Below are 20,787 nucleotides of genomic sequence, written 5' to 3'. Positions count from 1 at the left end.
TATCAAAGGGTAGAAGTATTCTGCATACATTTATAGTATTTATGTTAATGGTGAATTTCGTATTTAACATAAGTTATTTAATATTAGACATAAAAAATCAAACATTTTGGAATAACTACATAGGTGCTAGTAGGATGATTTATCTTTTACTGCCTTAAAATCTCCATTGTTTTGTCCTTGCCTAATCCATTTTCCATCTATCCATGTTTCGGTTAACCAATTGATGGTAGTATCAGAAGTTGGAGTAAAAGTTTCTCGATATTTTCGAGTCCATCCTTTAACTTGTGGGTTAGGAATGTCAGGATAATCTTTAGCATAATATACCGTATAAACGCGTTCTATTTTGTGATCTCCCAAAGAATGGTATTCTCCTTCAAAAAGTATTTCATTCTTAATTTGATACTCTAACCAAACTATCTTTTTAGTGTTTGGGTTATAAGTAATTATTCCTTCTGAAAAAACATTGTTTTCATGATCTGAAAATATTCCTGTAGTAGATCGAATTACTTTTTTGTCATGTCCCCATTCAAAAGATATTACTTTAAAATCAATCATCTTAGGGTTTTTTCTAACCATGATATCATTAGGAGTAGGTCCCCAGGTTCCAATATAGTAAGAGAATAACTCTAGTGGATTTTCTGATTCTTGTGCTCTTACATGTTGTAAAACTGTTAACGAAATCAATACAATGTGTAACGTATAAAAAATAAGTTTCATGTCAGGATATTTTATATGTCCGAAAAGTATTAAAGTTTAGCATGTAAATAATTAGTTTTACATCAATCAAAATACTTGCATTGCATGTTTATGAAATTTTTATGCTACCGGAAGTTTTTTGATTTAACATAAGTTCTCAAGCATTAGACATAAAAAGAAAAGAAAAAGGCAATATAAATACTAGCTTTGTTAGTTAATTGATTTGAATTTTGAATCTTAAGCATATAACATATCACATTTTATTTTGGATTGTAGTCATGTCCTCGTTTGTAATGTCAGAATGGGGATATATGGGTTCTTTCAAAGATGCACTTATTTATGAGTTACTCTTTTTGCCTTCGCGATTTATTGCTGTTTATGTCAATTGGTTTTTGTTGATTCCGAAGTTTTTATATAAAAATAGGTTGTTATCGTACTTTGCGATTTTAATTCTTGTACTCTTAATATTAGCAATAGGGCATCGTTATTTTGTATTGTATTGGGGGTTTCCGAAATATTTCCCACAATGGATGGATGGCTATAAAGTTAATCCATGGAATTTTTCAAAATTGGTTCAGGCGGTACTTATCATAATATCACCTGTGGCATACACCACAGGATTTAAATTATTCATGGATTGGTATAAACAACGTAATGAAACTGAAATACTAAAACAAGAAAAAACCAATGCAGAATTGAAGTTTTTGAGATCTCAAACCAATCCTCATTTTCTTTTCAATACCTTAAATAGCATCTATGGATTGGCCTTAGAAAAATCGGAAAAGACACCTGGGCTTATTCTAAAACTTTCAGACATACTTAGCTACACACTATATGAGTCTAATGTCAAAAAAGTATTATTGAGTAAAGAATTAATGTTGATAGAAAATATCATTGCATTAGAAAAAGAACGTTTTGAGAAACGAGTGGTTATTGATTATAAAGTAGAAGGCGATATCGAGGGGATCAAAATTCCTCCTCTAATTTTAGTTCCATTTATAGAGAATGCATTTAAACACGGCTTAAAAAATGAAGTTAAAAAAGGATGGATTACTATTCGGATTAAAACGTCTAAAAATATACTATCTTTTAGTATTGAGAATAGCATTTCTAAGATAGAAGATGTGCATCATAATGGAGGAGGGTTAGGACTTCAAAATGTATCCCGAAGACTAGACTTATTGTATGGTGATAATAAAGAACTTGTAATTGATAAAACTGATGAAGCTTTTATCGTTAAACTGAAGATCAAATTAGTTGAGAATGAATCTTAAATGTCTCATAGTTGATGATGAACCTATAGCACAAAATATTGTGAAAGGGTTTATTGCAGATACACCAAATCTAGAAGTGATAGGTATCTGTGATAATGCTATGGAAGCTTTAAAAATACTTCAGGAGCATACGGTAGATATTCTTTTTTTAGATATCGAAATGCCAAAAATCACGGGTCTAAGTTTTTTAAAAACGTTGTCTCATCCTCCGGCTACCATTATTACTACCGCTTATCGAGAGTTTGCTCTGGAAGGATATGAGCTTGATGTGGTAGATTATCTTTTGAAACCATTTTCTTTTGAACGCTTTTTAAAAGCCGTCAATAAAGTGAGTTGCAAAAATGAAATAACGCATTATACTAAGCCCGAAACAATTTCAAAAACATATGAATATTTTAAAATTGACCGAAAAAATGTGAAGGTTAATTATGACGAAATTATTTATATAGAAGGCCTAAGTAATTATGTTAAGATTCATTTAGAACAAAAGCATCTGGTGGTATATCATAAACTTATTGATTTAGAAAAAATATTACCTGTTAATCAGTTTATTCGTATTCATAAGTCTTATATCATTTCTATAGATAAAATAAAGGCATATGGCAATGATTATGTTGAGGTTTTAGATCAACAATTATCTATAGGAAACACCTACAAAGACACCTTTTTTAGTGTAATGTCTCAAAGGCATCATAACTAAATTAGAGTGAGTATTTTTGTTGGATCCAGGTATTAAAATCTATATAATCCAGAATATCTTCAGGAATGGGGTGCTCTTGTAAGTGTTCTTCTAAATGTTCAAAAGCATCTCTTTTTTCTAAAGCTGAAAATTCCACAGTTTTGGATAAAAATTTCAATAATATTTTTTCATAGGAAACTATGTTTTTGTATTTTTTTATTCGTTTTTTAATAGTATCTATTGAATATCTTAGAGCGAACCCATTGCCAAGTTCGTAATGTACTAGCAAGTTGAGCCAATACGTATAAGTAATGAGATCTTGTCGGTCTTTTTTACTTTGATTGTTCAAGATTCTGTTAATCGAGTGTAACGATTTTTTATAATCTTTTTTTAGAAAATAGATAGTAGCAAACTGAAAAGAGAATGAAAGTTTGTAGTTGTCTGGAACTAAGGTCTCATGATTTTTAGTAAAACTCAAAATTTCATCAATAATTTCATGAGTCGTATGCAGTCCTCTTAAATTCCTATGGATTTCGAGTTCAATATTATACAATCTAAGTTTTTCTTTGATAAAGGCTGCCGAAATCGTTTCTATCTCAAGCGCTTTTTGCTTGATAAGCAAAATCCTGACAAATGCTTCTTTATACTGTTTTTTAAATACTAAAAACCCGAGAAGATTATTACTCACCGAAAAGTACATTGGAAAAAATTCTTTCATCAATTCTGGATATTGTTCCCATTCTTTAATTAATTCTTCTATGGTTCGCTTGGCTTTATCGTGATCCTTAGAAATGAGCAATTTCCTATATTTATGGAGTGTTTTAAGCGTTTTGTTTTGCAATGAAACACTCTTTTTATGAGATAGAGAAAATTGAGTAGGATCTATATTGGCAAGAAGTAGATCAATATATTCATTGGTTGATTTTAGAGTATTTTTTTGCTTTTGAGCAATATTTTTTATGGTTTCAAAATCTTGTGGATGCATTACCTGATGTACTTTTCTTTTCCAATCCTGTATATGAAAAAGTAATAGATCTTGCTGAAAATTTTTTGCTTTTTTCTCTGCACGCTTTAATTCGCTTTCACATATTTTATATTGTCCTTTGTGGAAAAGTATCTCTACATTTCGGATAATGTCTATAAGTTCGGCATTCTTTGAAATTTGCGAATGATAGGTTCTTAGGGATTGTAAAATACGGTGTTTCAAATAGTTTTTTATGGTGGTTAATTGTACCACAAATGCTCGGTCCTTAAAAAGCTCCTTAATTTTAGTTTCATCATATTCTTTTTGAGCTTCAATAGCATCAAATAGACTAAGATATTCAGCCGATTCACTTCCTTGAACACTCAGTTTAAAATGACGCTTTTCATTTTTGGTTAATGATTTAATTAGATAAAATAGTTCTTCACTTTTTTTCATTAAGATCCAATTTTAGAAACCTATGTTTTTTCAAAAATATAATTTTTTTGATGCATAAGATCATTTACTTTTGAATAGTTATTAATCAAAAAAATAAAATAGTATGTCTAATGCAATTAGTTGGTTTGAAATACCAAGCACAAATTTTGAAAGAGCAGTAAAATTTTATAACGAGCTTTTAGATGCCGAATTACAACCTATGGAAATGGATTTTAAGATGGCCTTTTTTCCTTATAAAGATGGAGGAGTAGGCGGTTGTGTTACGCACGGAAATGGTAATAAACCCTCTCAAGAAGGTACTTTTGCGTATCTTAATGGAGGAGATGATCTCTCTGTGCCCTTGGCTCGTGTAGAAAAAGCAGGCGGAAAAGTACTCATGCCCAAAACATCGTTAGGCGAAAACGGTTTTATGGCTATTTTTCTGGATACAGAAGGAAATAGAGTTGCGTTTCATTCTATGAAGTAAGAGTTTCGTATTTTAAAAACGCCTATAAGTATGCGCAAATGTCAAATCGAGGCTGTCGAAGTTTTTTCCTTTCGATATCAAGAAGGGTCTTCGACAGGCTCAGACTGACTACTGAACTTACTTTTTTCTGGATTATTATTCTTAAACCTTTAAGCTATGCAATACTTTACAGAAGATTTTAGTGCTTTTTTCAAAGAATTAGCAAAAAATAATCATAAAGAATGGTTTCATGCCAATAAGAAACGATACGAATCAAGTGTAAAGAAACCGTTTACAACCTTTATAGGTGATATGATTCAGGAGATTCAAAAATATGATGCAAATTTGCAAATCGAACCCAAGGATTGTATACTTCGCATTAATAGAGATATTCGATTCTCGAAAGACAAATCACCCTATAATCTTCATTTTACCGCTTTTATTTCCAGAGGTGGGCGCAAAGACAAAAGTTTTCCGGGGATCTTTTTACGATTTTCTCCTGAAATGGTCGGAATTATGGGGGGTTGTTTTGGGCCTTCAAAAGAACAACTTGAAAAAATAAGAAAAACACTGGATAAAGATCCATCGGGATTGAGACGGCTCATAGAAAACAAGGATTTTGTTCAAAAATTTGGAGAAATTAGAGGCGAAACCATGAAGAGAATCCCAAAAGAATGGAAAGTAGCATGTGAAAAAGAACCTTTAATAGCCAATAAGCAGTTTTATTTTGTGGGCGAAGAGGCTCCTGGTTTGATTACCAGCAAGACTTTGATTGGTGTACTGATGGAGTACTGGACAATCATGAGACCCATCAATGAATATTTAACCAAAGCAATTCAATAAATTATGGCATACAATGAGTTTATTGCAGATCGTATACGTCAACGTTTTAGAGAAAAGAAAGCCAATTTCTATGAAAAGAAAATGATGGGAGGTCTTTGTTTTATGGTAAATGATAAAATGTGTTGTGGGATTCATTTTGATAAGAAAAAAGAAATGGATTTGTTGATGGCTAGAATTGGACCAGATGCCATTGATGAAGCCATGAAAAAAGAAGGATGTCTGCCTATGGATTTTACAGGTCGGCCCATGAAAGGTTTTGTTTTTGTAACTGCTGATGGTTTTGATTTAGATCAAGATCTTGAGTACTGGCTGCAACTATGTTTGGATTTTAATCCTTTGGCTAAAAGGAGTAAGAAACGAAAGTCGTAGCGAGTTTCTGTAATCCTTCTTAGACTTTCTCGACCTATGAGGTATGTCTAAACATGTCATTACTGTTACTAATGTATTTATTGCTTTTCAATACCTTCTGGCAAGAAAAAAGCAAAGTTTCCTGGCTACTCTGGGAGTAATGCTTGGTGTAACCACATTTATTGTCATGATTAATTTTATGACAGGGGTTAATGATTTTCTTGATGATGCCGTTTTTAATGGTAGTCCAGATATTATTGTTAGTGCAAAACAAAAGAAATCAACTTCTAAACAACTTTTTGGAGTAAGCATCAATTCACTTAAAAAAGTAAACGAGATCAATCATCTTCTTTCAAAAGAAGAAAATGTGCAATCTTTTGCACATCAAATTATATCTCCGGCTATTTTAGTTAGCGAAAACAAGCAATTGCCAGGTAGTATTAATGGAGTTTTTCCTTCTTCGGAAAAGAAAATGGTGAATTTAGAACGCAGATTAATTGAAGGTAAAGGATTTGGGAGTCTTTTAGACGATGATAATGCAATTTTGTTAGGGGTAAGTCTTGCTAAAAAATTAGAAGTATCAGTAGGAGATCAATTAAAAATGATATTACCTAATGGAAAAAGTAAGCATCTTAATGTAGCAGGCATATTTAGTTTCGGAATCACTACAATAGACAATGTGCGAACCTATTTTCCTGCCAAAACATTACAGAATTTATTAGGACAACCTGACGCGATTACCCATGTTCATATTAAATTAGAAGATAGGGATGATATCCGTTTAAAAACTGAATTGTCTCAACATATCGATAAGGTTTTGATCGAAGACTGGAAGGACGCAAACAAAACTATTGTGATTGGTAATAAAGTTCGGGATATTCTCACCTGGTCGGTTTCTTTTGCGCTGCTACTTGTTGCGGGATTTGGAATGTATAATATTTTAAATATTACAGTAGTGAATAAACGAAAAGACATCGCAGTATTAAAAACGATAGGGTATTCTGCCAAAGATGTCATTTTTATATTCCTGGTACAATCCATCGGTATTGGTGTATTGGGTGCTTTGTTTGGTGCGGGGCTGGGATATCTGATAAGTTATATGATTTCTACTACTCCTTTGGATACTTCAGATTTTATTATTGTAGATACATATCCTATTAATTTTAAATTGATCTATTATGTTATGGGAATCGTATTTGGAGTTTTGACAACAATTCTCGCTGGATATTTTCCGTCAAAAAAAGCAAGTAAGGTAGATCCGGTAACCATAATAAGAGGGATATGATTCTTGAAACAAAACATATAAATAAGTATTTCTATGAACCAGAAAAACATCAAGTTTTGCAAGAGGTGTCTTTGCAAATTGCTCCCGGAGAATTAACAGCTGTTTATGGCGAATCTGGAAGTGGCAAATCTACATTGCTTTATATTTTATCTACTTTGGATAGAGATTTTGAAGGGGAGTTAAAAATACTCAATCATAACATAAAAGAATTATCTGCAACTGAACTTACTAATTTTAGAAACAAGCATATAGGTTTTGTATATCAGTTTCATTATTTGTTGCCAGAGTTTAGTGTACTTCAAAATATTATGCTTCCGGCTATGAAATTAGGTAATAAAACCAAAGAAGAAGTTAAGTATGATGCCATGTTGTTATTAAAAGAATTGGGGATGCAGGATTTTACAAAACGGCCATCGTATAAGTTGTCTGGAGGACAGCAACAACGAGTAGCTATTGCGAGGGCATTAATCAATAATCCGGCTCTTATTGTAGCAGATGAACCTACCGGAAACCTGGATCAAAAAAATAGCGATATGACATTCGATCTGCTAAAAGAAATTACCTCAAGTAAAGAGAAAGCAGTAGTTATAGCAACTCATAATCCCAAAATTTATCAAAATTCTGACAAAACTATTGAAATGATTGATGGTTCTATTCGACTATAGATATATAACATTTTAAAAATCAATAAAATGGAAAATCAATCAGGAAAAAATAGAATCATATTTGATGGAGAATGTAATTTGTGTAACGGTGTAGTAGGGTGGTTAATGAAATTTGCACCTGTTGAGATTTTTGAGTTTATACCCTTTCAATCTCCAAGAGGGCAACAAATATTGAAGCATTTTGGTTTTCCGACACAGCGATTAGAAACTGTGATTCTAATTGATGAGAATGGACCGCATACACATTCAGATGGTTTTTTAAAAATTGTATCTAAAATTCCGAGATGGAAACTTGTTGCCGCTTTGCTTGCGTTTGTTCCTAGAATGGTACGAGATTCAATATACAACCTGGCATCGCGTAATCGTGTAAAATGGTTTGGGCAATCTAAAAGTTGTACGATTAATTTTAGATAGTTATAGTCAAGTTAATGTTATAGGGGATTTTCATATTTCGGTGTACATTCAGGATTATATATTAAGGTATGGAATCCACAAGAAGAAAATTTATCAAAGATTCTTCTCTTGGGATGATGCTCATCGCATTACATCCTGAATTTTGTTTTACTTTCAATCAAGATAACGCTTCAAAAGTAAAACCCTTTCAATTTGATTTTATTAAGAATATTCGATTGTTAACCAGTGCTTCTTTAGAAGTAATGAAAGAATTTTATGTTGGAAAACTGGGATTAGAGGTTGACAACGAAAAAGATTCAGAAGTTACATTTGTTGCCGGAGTATCTACGATCACTTTTGTAAAGATAGATCCAGTTATGGGCAACCCCTGGTATCATTTCGCATTTAATATTCCTGAAAATAAAATACTAAAGGCCAGAACTTGGCAGTTACAGCGAACAACATTAATTCTCACTCCACAACGATTAAGAGACACTAGATTTCCTGATGATGTGCGACATTTTAGAAATTGGAACGCGCACTCTGTCTTTTTTTGGGATCCAGCGGGTAATCTATTAGAATATATTGCACGGCATGATTTAAAAAATGGAGCAGAAGGTGAGTTTATAACACGTGATATCTTAAATGTAAGTGAAATAGGTTTTGTTGTAGATGATCAAGAAAAAGAGGCACATGATATCCATAATAATTTAGGAATTGAAGTATATCCAAAGACGAGTAATTTTTGGTGGGCAATGGGTAATGAAAATGGATTACTACTTTGTTTGCCAAAAAGAGTTTGGGGAGAAAAACCGGGTGCTCAAAAAAGATTTAATGTGTTTGAAACAGAAACAACCATTGCTGGTCATGGATATAAAAAGTATAACTTTTCTAGCTTTCCTTATCAAATATATATGGAGAAAGGATAAAGATTAAAAAAGCTAATGGCAGAGACTCGTTTTCAAGCTTCAGCCATTAGCGTTAGGTATTATCTTGCATACTATTTTATTCTTCAATACAGAAGTATTCATAATAAATGGTCGTATCGCCAACTTTTTCTTCTACGATATATCCTTCATTATTAAGAACATAAGAGTATTCTAGAGTACGCTGATCAGTAATATTGTCATCCATATCTTTAGTTGTTCTTTCCTGTTTTGTAACCAGGTTTTTATAGGCTCTCCCTAAGAATGGTGTTCCATAGTTTTGTTTATTTTCTAAAGATGAGTCATAGGCATATTCTGAAGTGATTGTAGTAGAATTTGTATTTACAACCGCAATTACTACTGATTTTGATAAATTTTCATCTTCAATTATATAATTAAAGCCTGTTGCAGTAATATTTCCGGCATATCTCTGATCTACAGTATTATCTGTGATAATAAAATTGTTTTCGTCATACTCCCAGGTTTGAGTCCTGTCATATTCTAATCTGAGATCAGGTATTTTAAGTTCTTCCATTTCAATAGCTAAGCCATCTTTTAAGGTGTATTTGCTATCCCATTCATAATTTCTGCGATGCTCTAAGTTTTTTACCGTTATTTTATCTGTCTCATAAGTATATGTGTGAGTGGTGACAAGAGTGCTACCTTCGTTCACATATTTTTTCACTATAGAAATACGATTTTGATCATCGTAGAATCTTTCTTCAATAAGGTTGCTTTTTGTTCCTGTACTAATTTTAGAAATGAAGCAATTGTTTAGGTTTTTTAAACTTACAGTTATATCAATAGTTTCTGTAGTACCTCCACTAGAAATATTGGCAGTAGCAGTTAATTCTGGATGTAGTTCATAATCAAATAGTGTTTCATTAATCACTTGAAGCTCACCAGTACTTTCATTTAATTCTAAGGCTCCCTCAGGAGATTGCTTATCGATTGCAAACGATAACTCTCCTTGATTAACAGATGCCTCGATGGTTCCTAAACTCAGACCTTTTTCAGGGTTTTCGTTAATTTCTGTAAAAAAATCTTTAGCATCGATTATAATACCAGTTCCAGCAGCGGCTGCATTGTCATCAGACGAGCTACAAGAAACAATACTTAAAAATAAAATTAATAATGTGATTACTTTTTTCATTAGATACATTTTATGGGGTATTACATTTTTCCAAATGCAAAATAAATACATGATAGAAAAAATTGACTTGTCAAAAACTGATAATTTTTGACATGATTGAGATGAATATCATCTTTTTGTGAATAATAGATGGTGCCGTGAATTACTTGAATGCCACTTTTATGTCCAAAATGAGGTACAAGGTATTTTCATAAAGGTGTTAGGGTGTTCGAGACGGTCAACAGGGTGTTATCAAACTATGTATAGGGGTGTCGAGACGGGGTATAAGGGGGTGTCAAGACACCCTGTTGGGGGGTAGCTAACGGTCAATAACCCGTTCAAAACGACCTGGAGGGTATATACGAACGGTCTGTAGCCTGTACATAAACACCCTAAAGCCCGTTATGAGTACGCTCATTGTATCTTAGTGTGTTACTGTTGCTTGTTTGTAACGAGTAGTGGTTAAAAATCAAGAAATAGCCGTTGCATTCCTGGATAATAAAAAAGCCAACTAGATCTAGTTGGCTTTTTTATTAATGTAAACACAAAGTGTTTATTGTTTTAAGATTCGCTTGGTTACTCGCGTTTGATTCGTTTCAACTTTTATGAAGTAAGAACCGGCAGCTAAACCTCTAATATCCAATTCTAGTTCATCAGAATGTACCTGATTAACATTTACGATATTACTAATCTCTCTTCCTTGCATATCGAAGATTGTTACTGTTGTATTCTCAAAATCATCATTACTATTGATTGTAAGAACATCACTTGCAGGATTAGGATACATCGCTATGCCTTCAGGATGATTTGCTTTTACCTTAACGTCAAACGTGATTGTTTGCGTTGAAGGCCCACAATCTGAAACAAAATTTGCTTTTACAGACCAACTTCCTTCTTCAGAGGCATTGTTTTTTATGTTCTCAAGGGTTACATTATTCCCTGTAAAGACTTCGTTTGTAGGAGAGGTCCATTCTAGAGTTCCGTCAAAAGTAGAACCATTAAGGTTAAGGGATAAATTAGATCCCTCGATAATGGTTATTACATCTTCATTATTTAATGAAATACCTTCATTAGCATCAATCGCATATGTAGTTATTTCGCTTATGTCGTTTTTGTTTACATCTATAGTAACAGGTGTTCTCACAGATTCGCAGCGTCCACCTTTTGAGGTAAATGTCCAATCATAGAAGAAATAATAAAAACCTGGGTTGGTTACTGTACTGCCAATAATAGAAACTATATCAGAAGGCGACGTGTATGGATAGCTGACTCCATTTCCAGAACGTGTTCTTCGCATTTCGATCAAATCTCCTGTAAGTGCAATTGTATAATTTTTCCCTTTCGGAATATCAAAATTAACAGCAACTCTAGATTCTCCTTCAGGAATATTAATTGATGTTGATGCAATTATGTTTCCTAGTTCATCTTGAACTACAATAGTTCTATTTCCTTCAGACATTGCAGAGACCATAAAAGACTCTAAAACAATATCATCATTTGTATTAAAAACCAAACCTTGCGGGAAATTAAAATCTTCTGCGGTATTAATTCCTGGAGAAGGAATGTCTTCTGTTGTTATTATTGAAGAAGCACCAGCAACATAATAAGTAACATCTTCTGTAAGTACAGGGGTTGTAAATGAATCACCTGTGGCAATAACTTCGCCTCCGGCATCTGTATCATACCATTTATAACCTAAATTACTACCTGTCGCCGTTAAGACTACAGATTCTTCAACACAAATTCCTGTAAGGCTGCTGCTTTTTGGTTGGATCCCCACTTGTTCAACATCTATAGAAAAAACATATTCTGCAGATCCGCATGTACTTGGAGCATCCATTACAACAGTATATGTACCAACATGGTCTAATGTTATGTTATCAAAAGAAATTGAAGCATTAGTACTTGAGAAACCATTGGGTCCTGTCCAGTTGTATGTTGGATTACTACCACTAGTGATGTTTAGATTTAGTTTGGCCGATTGTCCTGTACAAAGTTCAATTGTAGAGGATACGGTTTGTGAAGAGCTACCATCAATTGATGCTTCTTTTTTAGCCGTTAAAGTGGTGCATGTAGGAAGCGATGATCTCCAAATACCTCTTCCATAAGTCGCTGCAGTAATAGAGTTGTCTGGGATATTAATTTCTAAGTCATTTACAATAGTAGTAGGTAAATTATTAAAAAATGGTGTCCAGCTTCCATCATCCACAGTTCTGTATACGCCTATACTGGTAGCAACATAAATTGGATTTTGCTCATTTCCTGCTTGATGTACAATATCGTTTAGAAAAAAGTAGTTGTCGTTTACTGGTAAATTAGCTGTTATGTTATTAAAGCTGCTTCCTCCGTCATCAGACCTAAATACTCTATTATTTGTTGTAACCCATACAATATCAGGGTTGGTGCTGTGTACGGCTATTCCTTTAATCCCACCAAAATTATAAATATCTGTTATGGTTCTACCGGCATCGTCACTTCTTTTAAGAACACCACCTGCAGCAATATATATTCTATTATCGTCTGAAGGGGCAATTTCTATTTGATCTGCGGCGATTCCTATATCTGCTAATTCTATCCAACCATCTTCTACGTCATTTACGCGGTATAACTTATTATACGCTGCAAAGATTTGCCCATTAGAATTTGAGACCAATGGCGTTACCCATTTACCTGAAGAACCTGCAGGTTGCTCTATCCAATTTGTTGCACTGCTTCCGGCATTATCAGATATAAATAAATATCCTCCATTTTGAATGAATCCATAGTATTGATCGTCATTTATAGGGTCGATGGCAGTATCCATACCATCAGCACCGTAATAATTTAACCAGTTACCGTCTCCGTCATTGTATGCATGTCCTCCATTATCTTGAAGCCCACCTACCATTTTGTTTGCGTTTTTAGGAGAAACCGCAATTTTGTAGAATTGACTAGCCTGGATACCTGCGGTATGATCTGTAAAGTTAACTCCACCATCAGTTGAAGAATATATTCCTCCATCAGAACAAACAAAAATAGTATTATTAAATGCGCGTATCATGTGAATATCGGCATGAGTATAAGCCGCAGCCGAAGGTTCTGACCACTCGTTCAACTTTGTAAAATTAGTTCCTCCATCGCTAGATTTCCAAACATTTAAACAACCAACATAGATTTCATTTGCATCTGTATCAGATACACCTAAGGCAAGGTCATAATATGCTTGCGTGCTTTCTAAGATATCGGGATTAAGTGCTGGATCAACAATTGCATCTCTAATCGAAAATGAAGTACCACTGTCTGTTGATTGATATACTCCTTGAAAGGATTGATCTGCATTTGCACTTAAAATATATACATAATTTGCATTGGCTGGAGTTACATCAATTACCATTCTACTTCCATTAGTAGGTACTCCATTTGTAATCAGAGTAAATGAATCCCCTCCATTTTCAGATTTAAAAAATTGACTAGGAGTAACGGCATAGATGGTGTTTGGATCTCCTGGTTTAAGTTTGAGATCTTTTATATTACCAGGTAATGTATTCGTCCAAGAAACTCCCGCATCTATAGTTTTAAAAAGCCCAGAACTTGTAGCTACCCATAAAACATTAGAATTTGTGGGATGCATATAGATTTCATTCATCGAAAAAGGAGTGTTATCTGGATTTAATCCTGTTTGATTCCATGTTGCGCCTCCATCTGTTGATTTAAAAACACCGGCACTCTGCGTGTCTGCTCCATCGTCATCACCTGTGGTTATGTATACAATATTTGAATTCGAATAATCAACAGCGATTCCTGAAACACCTATCTGCGGTAAATTATCAGTCAATGGTGCCCAATTGGCACCAGAATCTGTAGATTTCCATAATCCCCCTGCTGGAGTTCCAATATACCATGTTGTCGAAGTACTTGGATCTATATAAATTACATTAATTCTTGCCTGCCCAGAGGACCAAGACCCTGTATTGGTGTGCGTATATGGCCCTAACGGCTTCCAGTCACTTAAATCGTTAGTACCAATTGCTTTTTGAGTATTTGTTTTATTTTGCCATGAGATCCATTTATCTTTTGAAGTTGGCAAATATCCCTCAGCGTTTGCTACATTTTCCCATATATATTCCCAACGTTTAAAGGGTTTATATCCGCTTCCTTTTTTACTAGGGTCTCTGGTTTCCCAATATTGATTAAAGGCATTTTGGATTTCTGTGAATGTGGGTTGATAATTTGTACTATTCTTTTTCTTAGTTTGAATAGTTTTCATCCAGGGGGCATCAGTATTGTATTGTGCATTCATCATACTGATAGAAAGCATAAATAAAAGAAGTAATGTTTTTTTCATTCAAGTAGGTGTTTAGATCATTTCGATTTTTGCAAAAGTAGGTTTTTTAAGTAAAATTTAACAAAAAATTAAAACAAATTCTTGGCATCAACTTGATTGCTCCCAGAATTATATTGCTTTTAGTCAACTTTTTCTTCAGTTGAAATAAACTTTTGGTTAGAGTAATAAAAATAAAAACGTCACCTTAAAAGATGACGTTTCGAATTTAAATTCCTTCTTAAGAAGTGTCTTTAAATGTAATCAGTTTTGCTTAATTTTTAATGAATTTCTTTAGGATTTTTTTTCTTTTGAAATCAAAAAACAAGACTTCTATCATGTACATTCCGGAAGGTAATGTTGCTACGTTTATAGTTTCTTCTTTTGAATAATCTAATATTCTTTTTACTAATCTTCCATTTGCGTTGTAAATCGATATGCGATTGTTTGATGGGATTTCAGTAATTTGAATTTGGTGTACTGTTGGATTAGGGTATAAACTGATAGGACCTTCCTCAGTATCTGAATTTTCTTGAATTTCTTTGATGATCTCAAAATCATTCGATTTAAAAGTAATATTGTAATTAGGGTGATCCAATGTTCCTTGATTGATTGGGTATAACCCAGCATCTTCTCCAGCTTCTCGTTCTAAGGTTCCGATTAAAACATCGTTCCCGATTAAACTTCCTGTAGTAATAGAGTACGTAAGTATAGGCTCTATACTTTCAAATACTTTAGATTGTCCTGCATCAGCCGTTACGGTAATAGGTTTTGGATTTACTATTAATGCTTGGTCAGTGTCTGTTGCAGGTTTATAATCTCTATTTCCTACCTGACTAGCTGTAATAGTTGTTGTTCCTACACCTACAATAGTCACGGTGTTTCCAGAAATGGTTGCAACAGAGGTATCCGAACTATTATATATAATGGGTAAACTTGAATCAGAACTAGCAGATAGATTGAAATTGTCATCTCCGTATGTTACTTCGACTAAAGCATTAAATGTAATATTTTGATCTAATCGATCATATTCAAAAGCTCCGATATCAATGGTTGCAGTAGTATTTAAATCTCCATCAATGATACGGTCATTTCCTCCTAGTCCTTTGACTTCGGTATTCGCTGTATTGTTTCCTTGATCTACTAATGGAGAAGTAACTTGTAGCGAAAAATCATGGTTTGTAATATCTTTGAATAGTACATCGGTAACGGTTGTCCCATCAATGTTTCCTGCGCCTGAAGGATTTTCTCCTTTTAAGTAGCTATAGGTTGCGGTTAAACTTCCCGTATTGGTTGTATTGAAATTTAATGGATTGTTCCCTTCAACAATACTATTTATCAAAGAAATATCTCCGGTACTTGTTCCAAATATTCCAAAACTAGCTGCAGCCGTATTGTTTACTACAGTACAGTTGGTAAATAGTAAATTTTGTGTTCCTGTTTGGAAAGGATTTTCTACTGTTGCAATATTATCATAAAATAAACAATTGATAAAGGAAGTGTTGCCAGAAGAACCTTCGGAATACATCACTGCACCTAATTGTGCCTGATTATTTCTAAAAATACAATTGGTAATGGTAATGTTATTTGAATCAGACGTATAAATTGCTCCTCCATTAGTGTCAGTTGTTCTGTTGATGTTGGTTTCGATAGTCGCGGTTCCACCTTCTATAACAAAACCATCGAGTAGTATATTTTCTCTATTCTCGATGTTAATAATCGTTTCTGAATTTCCTGCATCATCCCCTGGTATACCAATATCACCACTTAAAATCGTTGTATTGTTTACCCAATCTCTTTCAGATAACATGGTTTCGGTTCCATTAAAACCTCCATATATTTTTATGTTATCAGGAATATGAAATGCATCCGAAGAATTTTTTCCGGGCACATAGGTTCCTTGTTGCACCCAAATTTCTTCTACAGCAGGGCAACTTTGTACGATTTTTAATGCTTGTTTTAGGGTAGTAGACTCACTCCAGGAAGTTCCGGTGGCCGAATCAGTTCCTGTTTCACTTACAAATAATTTGTTTGAAGGTAGGCTGTTGCAATCGTACGGAATAAATACATAAAGTTCATCACTATGTATCGCATCCTTGGCACGAAAGTATAATCTATTATTTAATGCTGTTAAAAAATCTACACTAGAACCTGAATTTTGTCTTGGATTGATATCTGCCGCTATTCGGGTGCCTGATTGGGTACCATCGGTTTCCCACAATTCGTCACCATGAATGCCATCATTAGCTCTAAAATATAAACGGTTGTTAAGTGCTCCAAAATAACCAGGATATGAGGAAGAATTACCTTCGTGGATATTGGCTACTAGTTGAGTACCAGCTTCGGTACCATCACTTGACCATAATTCTCTTCCGTGGATACCATCATCGGCCGAAAAATAAATTTTTCCATTAAACACATATAAGTCTTCAGGGTTACTACCACTAGTACCCGGATTAATATCTTTGATTAATCGATTCGTATCTGTTGCTGGGTCAAAAGCCCAAAGCTCACCACCAGTTGTAGTTGGGTCATATGAAAAATAATACAGTTCTCCGTTATAAGAAGTTAAATGGCGAGGATACCCAGATGCGATACCTACTCCTGTTTCAAAAGCTATGTTACTGCCTGCCTCAGTACCATCAGTTTCCCATACTTCTGTTCCATCGTTAGGGGTAGAAGCTGCTAAATACAACTTGTTATTTACAACTACTATTTCATAAATATTTGCCACCCCTGAAGTTAACTTAAAAACATCAATCATTTGGGTGCCCGCTTTGGTGCCATCCGTTTTAAAAAGCTCTTGACCACCTGTAGGATTGTAAACCGTAAAATATAACTCCCCTTGAAAAACGGTTAAATATCTTGGTTCTGCACTCACATTTCCATCAATAATATCAACCGCCAATTTTGTACCAGCTTCTGTGCCATCGGTTTCCCATAATTCGCTACCATGAATACCATCGTTCGCTTCAAAGTACACTTTGTTATTGAATACAGTTAAGTATGATGGTCCAGAAGCATATGATCCTGCCCTAATGTCTTTTAGCATTTGGGTTCCTGTTTCGGTACCATCACTTATCCATAATTCATTTCCATTAATTCCATCACGAGCACCAAAAAGTAGCTTGTTGTTAAATGTTACCGGATCTTTCATCGAACTATTGCTTGTTCCTTGATCGATATAGCTTATTTGTTGGGTGCCACTTTCGGTACCGTCTGTACTAAACAATTCCAGACCTGCATTTTCGTCTTCGGCAGAAAAGAATAATTTATTGTCAAATACAACTAAATCTATTGGATTACTTCGATCTGATCCCGGATTAATATCAACAGCCAATTTGGTTCCGGCAATGGTTCCATCGGTCTCCCACAACTCATTCCCATGAACTCCGTCATCTGCGGCAAAATACATTTTGTTGTTATACGTTGAAAAATTTTGTGGACGACTTCCACTACCTCCTGTTTTAACATCGTAAAAAAGTGTTGTTCCTAATACAGTACCATCACTTACCCACAACTCATTACCATTGGTAGGTTCACTAGCCTGAAAATATAATTTTCCATTAAAAACGTACAAATGACGAGTGTTTGATCCATATGCTCCAACTTGAATATCCTTAAACAGTTGTGTTCCTGCTTCGGTTCCATCACTTACCCATAGCTCGCTTCCGTGGATGCCATTATCTGCTTGAAAATATAATTTTCCATTATAGACTTCTATATCAGCAACCCTAGAACCTCTAGAACCGGGATAAATATCTTTTACTAGTTGTGTTCCTGCTTCGGTTCCGTCACTTACCCATAATTCATCTCCATAAACACCATCATTTGCTTCAAAATATAACTTGTTATTGTATATTTTAAAATCATTAGGATAACTGTTAGACGAACCGGGATAAATATCTTTTACCATGGTGGTACCCGCTGCGGTTCCATCACTGGTCCATAATTCGACTCCATTAACACCATCATTAGCGCTAAAATAGAGTTTGTTATTAAATACTGTGAGGTTACCAACACCTCCGTTACCTGGTTGTGGATTGATATCAGCAACCAATTGTGTCCCTTCTGGGGTTCCATCGGTTTCCCATAATTCAGCACCTATATGAGCACCTCTAGCAGAGAAATATAGTTTTCCGTTTAATTCTACAAAATCCTTTGGGTTAGAACTATAACTTCCTGGTCGAATATCTGCCAAAAGATGAGTGCCTGCTGTGGTTCCGTCACTTACCCATAGTTCTTCTCCATGAATTCTATCATCAGCTAAAAAATAGAGTTTTCCGTTAAATTCGGTAATGTATTCTACATACGCGTAGCCTGTAAAATTTTGATTTATATCTTTTACAAGTTCTGCATGTTGTGCAAAAAGACTATAACTTAAAAGGAATACTAGTAGGGTAGAAATTTGTCTCATATATTAGGGGCTTTTAAGAATTATATCGTTTTCTATAGCTTATACAGCTACAATCCTAATTACCCTATTTTCATTTGGCTTTTTTCGACAAAAAATAATAAAGACGTAAAAAGGTATGTCATGACAATAACAAAAAAAGGAGCTCACAGGATAGTAAACGGTATAGATTTAAGTGTGACAAAAATAAAATGTATTTACTTTGTTTTACTAAATATCTACCCATACAAACACCCCTACAAAGTGATTTATAAGCATTGGTTAGGATGGTGCTAGGTGTTACAAAATATAGAATAGTATACCTGTGCTTTACTCTTATCAAGAATAGACTTACCCGCCAAAAGGGTATAAAACAAAAAAACGTCATCTTTTCAGATAACGTTTCTTCTTCTTTGCTCCTCCTCTTGGGCTCGAACCAAGGACCCTCTGATTAACAGTCAGATGCTCTAACCAACTGAGCTAAGGAGGAATTTATGTTTTGCAAATATAGAGTGTTTTTCTCTTTTTGCGAGTGCAAATATATACTATTTTTTAGTTCTCAAAAAGATTTTTTTTATTTTTTATCACTTTCCTGTTATTGCTCTATAGATGTCATTACCGTTTGCAAACAATAATAGTGCTATAAGAATAATAAAACCAACAAGTTGTGCATATTCCATAAATTTATCATTTGGTTTTCTTCCAGCAATAATTTCATATAATAAAAACATTACATGGCCACCATCTAAAGCTGGGATTGGCAAAATATTCATAAACGCTAATATTATAGATATAAAAGCTGTAGTTCCCCAAAATGCTTTCCAGTTCCAGGCATCTGGAAAAAGGTTACCAATCGCTCCAAACCCACCAACCTGGCTTGCGCCTTTTTTGGTAAAGACATATTTAAATTGAGCTACATAGTCATGTAATGTCCAGTATCCATATTCAAAACCTTTAGAAATACTCTCTACCAAAGAATAATCTTTATGTTTAATATTGTAATCTACTTTTGGATAAACACCTAAGATTCCTTCTTCATCTGGAGTTATTGACACCGTATTTTCTTGCCCATTTCTCTCATAGGTAATCTGTACGGCTGTATTGGTAGAATCTGCTGTTTTTAAGCGCATAAAATCATTCCAATACTTGATTTTTTCTCCGTTAACTTTAATAAACTTATCTCCTTCTTGTAGTCCGGCTTTTTCTGCTGCAGATTCAGGTTCTACTGCTCCAAGTATAGGAGCGGATATAGGCATAAAAGGTCTGCGAATTCCTTTTTCGAACATAATCGTTCCAATATCTTCAGGAATAGCAATGGTTTCTTCTTGCCCGTTTTGGTGCAAAACACTAATATTTTTTATATCTCTTAAGAATAAATGATGATTAACATCTATAACATCTTCAATCTCTTCCCCATTTAACGCTATGATTAGATCTCCATCTTCAAATCCATACTGTTTAAAAGACTCATCTATAGCAAACCCGTTTGGGAGGTCATCGATACCTACATGATCTGTACCCCATGTAAAAATAATGGCCATATAGATCAAAAACCCAAGAATAATATTTACGGTTACTCCACCCAGCATAATAATTAAACGTTGCCAGGCTGGTTTAGATCTAAATTCCCACGGCTGTGGTGGTCCAGCCATTTGTTCTTTGTCCATACTCTCATCAATCATACCGGCAATTTTCACATAGCCACCAAGAGGAAGCCAGCCAATACCATATACAGTTTCGCCTATTTTTTTCTTAAACAGAGAAAATTTTATATCAAAAAACAAGTAGAATTTTTCTACTCTTGTTTTAAATAACTTAGCGGGAATAAAATGGCCAAGTTCATGCAAAACAATTAGAATAGATAAACTTAGCAGCAATTGAATTGCTTTTACAAAAAATGGACTCATAGGTCGTTCTTCAAAATTAAATCACGCAAAAGTAACCTTTTACATGAGTATATAAAAATATCGATATACGATATCGCAAGA

The 20,787-nt window shown here is 34.2% G+C and carries 15 protein-coding genes and 1 tRNA gene; 9 read left to right on the top strand and 7 right to left on the bottom strand.

Annotated elements, in window-relative coordinates; genetic code table 11:
* Positions 1–126: 126 nt before the first annotated feature.
* Positions 127–717 (bottom strand): hypothetical protein, encoded by a 591-nt coding sequence (locus JJQ60_RS11015; protein WP_201919608.1) that lies wholly within the window; start codon positions 715–717, stop codon positions 127–129.
* Positions 718–1,007: 290 nt separating this feature from the next.
* Between JJQ60_RS11015 and JJQ60_RS11010 the strand changes: the two genes are divergently transcribed.
* Entirely contained in the window at positions 1,008–1,970 is a 963-nt protein-coding gene (locus JJQ60_RS11010) for a sensor histidine kinase (RefSeq protein ID WP_201919605.1), read from the top strand.
* A complete protein-coding gene (locus JJQ60_RS11005; RefSeq protein ID WP_201919604.1) occupies positions 1,960–2,670 on the top strand; it encodes a LytR/AlgR family response regulator transcription factor in 711 nt (236 codons plus the stop codon). The genes JJQ60_RS11010 and JJQ60_RS11005 overlap by 11 nt, the downstream gene beginning before the upstream one ends.
* A gap of 1 nt (position 2,671) precedes the next feature.
* On the opposite strand, the gene JJQ60_RS11000 is transcribed toward JJQ60_RS11005, so the two are convergent.
* Positions 2,672–4,069 (bottom strand): hypothetical protein, encoded by a 1,398-nt coding sequence (locus tag JJQ60_RS11000; protein ID WP_201919603.1) that lies wholly within the window; start codon positions 4,067–4,069, stop codon positions 2,672–2,674.
* 103 nt (positions 4,070–4,172) lie between these two features.
* Here JJQ60_RS11000 and JJQ60_RS10995 point away from each other — a divergent pair, with 103 nt between their 5' ends.
* The 7 genes from JJQ60_RS10995 to JJQ60_RS10965 all read left to right on the top strand — a co-directional run bounded on the left by JJQ60_RS10995 (position 4,173) and on the right by JJQ60_RS10965 (position 8,977).
* Positions 4,173–4,535, top strand: a complete 363-nt coding sequence (locus JJQ60_RS10995) for a VOC family protein (protein ID WP_201919602.1) — start codon at positions 4,173–4,175, stop codon at positions 4,533–4,535.
* Between the two features lie 156 nt (positions 4,536–4,691).
* The gene (locus JJQ60_RS10990) at positions 4,692–5,357 is read left to right on the top strand and encodes a DUF2461 domain-containing protein (RefSeq protein WP_201919601.1); all 666 of its coding nucleotides are present in this window, start codon (positions 4,692–4,694) and stop codon (positions 5,355–5,357) included.
* A 3-nt stretch (positions 5,358–5,360) separates the two neighbouring features.
* Positions 5,361–5,726: a TfoX/Sxy family protein gene (locus tag JJQ60_RS10985; RefSeq protein WP_201919600.1), complete on the top strand. Its 366-nt coding sequence runs from the start codon at positions 5,361–5,363 to the stop codon at positions 5,724–5,726.
* A 43-nt stretch (positions 5,727–5,769) separates the two neighbouring features.
* Positions 5,770–6,990 carry an ABC transporter permease gene (locus JJQ60_RS10980; protein ID WP_201919599.1) on the top strand — a complete coding sequence of 407 codons (1,221 nt, stop codon included), beginning with the start codon at positions 5,770–5,772 and terminating at the stop codon, positions 6,988–6,990.
* Positions 6,987–7,655: an ABC transporter ATP-binding protein gene (locus tag JJQ60_RS10975; RefSeq protein ID WP_201919598.1), complete on the top strand. Its 669-nt coding sequence runs from the start codon at positions 6,987–6,989 to the stop codon at positions 7,653–7,655. Before JJQ60_RS10980 ends, JJQ60_RS10975 begins: the two co-directional genes overlap by 4 nt.
* A gap of 27 nt (positions 7,656–7,682) precedes the next feature.
* Complete coding sequence (locus JJQ60_RS10970) at positions 7,683–8,069, top strand: thiol-disulfide oxidoreductase DCC family protein (protein WP_201919597.1); 387 nt, start codon at positions 7,683–7,685, stop codon at positions 8,067–8,069.
* 68 nt (positions 8,070–8,137) lie between these two features.
* Positions 8,138–8,977: a VOC family protein gene (locus JJQ60_RS10965; protein WP_201919595.1), complete on the top strand. Its 840-nt coding sequence runs from the start codon at positions 8,138–8,140 to the stop codon at positions 8,975–8,977.
* A gap of 76 nt (positions 8,978–9,053) precedes the next feature.
* Here JJQ60_RS10965 and JJQ60_RS10960 read toward each other — a convergent pair whose 3' ends face one another.
* From JJQ60_RS10960 to rseP, 5 genes are all read right to left on the bottom strand, one after another.
* A complete protein-coding gene (locus JJQ60_RS10960; protein ID WP_201919593.1) occupies positions 9,054–10,127 on the bottom strand; it encodes a hypothetical protein in 1,074 nt (357 codons plus the stop codon).
* Between the two features lie 532 nt (positions 10,128–10,659).
* Positions 10,660–14,430 (bottom strand): T9SS type A sorting domain-containing protein, encoded by a 3,771-nt coding sequence (locus JJQ60_RS10955; RefSeq protein ID WP_201919584.1) that lies wholly within the window; start codon positions 14,428–14,430, stop codon positions 10,660–10,662.
* 250 nt (positions 14,431–14,680) lie between these two features.
* Positions 14,681–18,823, bottom strand: coding sequence for an ELWxxDGT repeat protein (locus JJQ60_RS10950; RefSeq protein ID WP_201919582.1), 4,143 nt, complete (start codon positions 18,821–18,823; stop codon positions 14,681–14,683).
* A 392-nt stretch (positions 18,824–19,215) separates the two neighbouring features.
* Positions 19,216–19,289: transfer RNA gene (locus JJQ60_RS10945), tRNA-Asn, on the bottom strand.
* A gap of 94 nt (positions 19,290–19,383) precedes the next feature.
* Positions 19,384–20,706 (bottom strand): RIP metalloprotease RseP, encoded by a 1,323-nt coding sequence (rseP, locus tag JJQ60_RS10940; protein ID WP_201919581.1) that lies wholly within the window; start codon positions 20,704–20,706, stop codon positions 19,384–19,386.
* Positions 20,707–20,787: the final 81 nt, after the last annotated feature.

The organism is Aquimarina mytili (assembly GCF_016735115.1).
Classification (GTDB): domain Bacteria; phylum Bacteroidota; class Bacteroidia; order Flavobacteriales; family Flavobacteriaceae; genus Aquimarina; species Aquimarina mytili.
The sequence above is the reverse complement of the archived record's forward strand: the minus strand, read 5'-3'. Positions and strand labels throughout refer to the sequence as shown.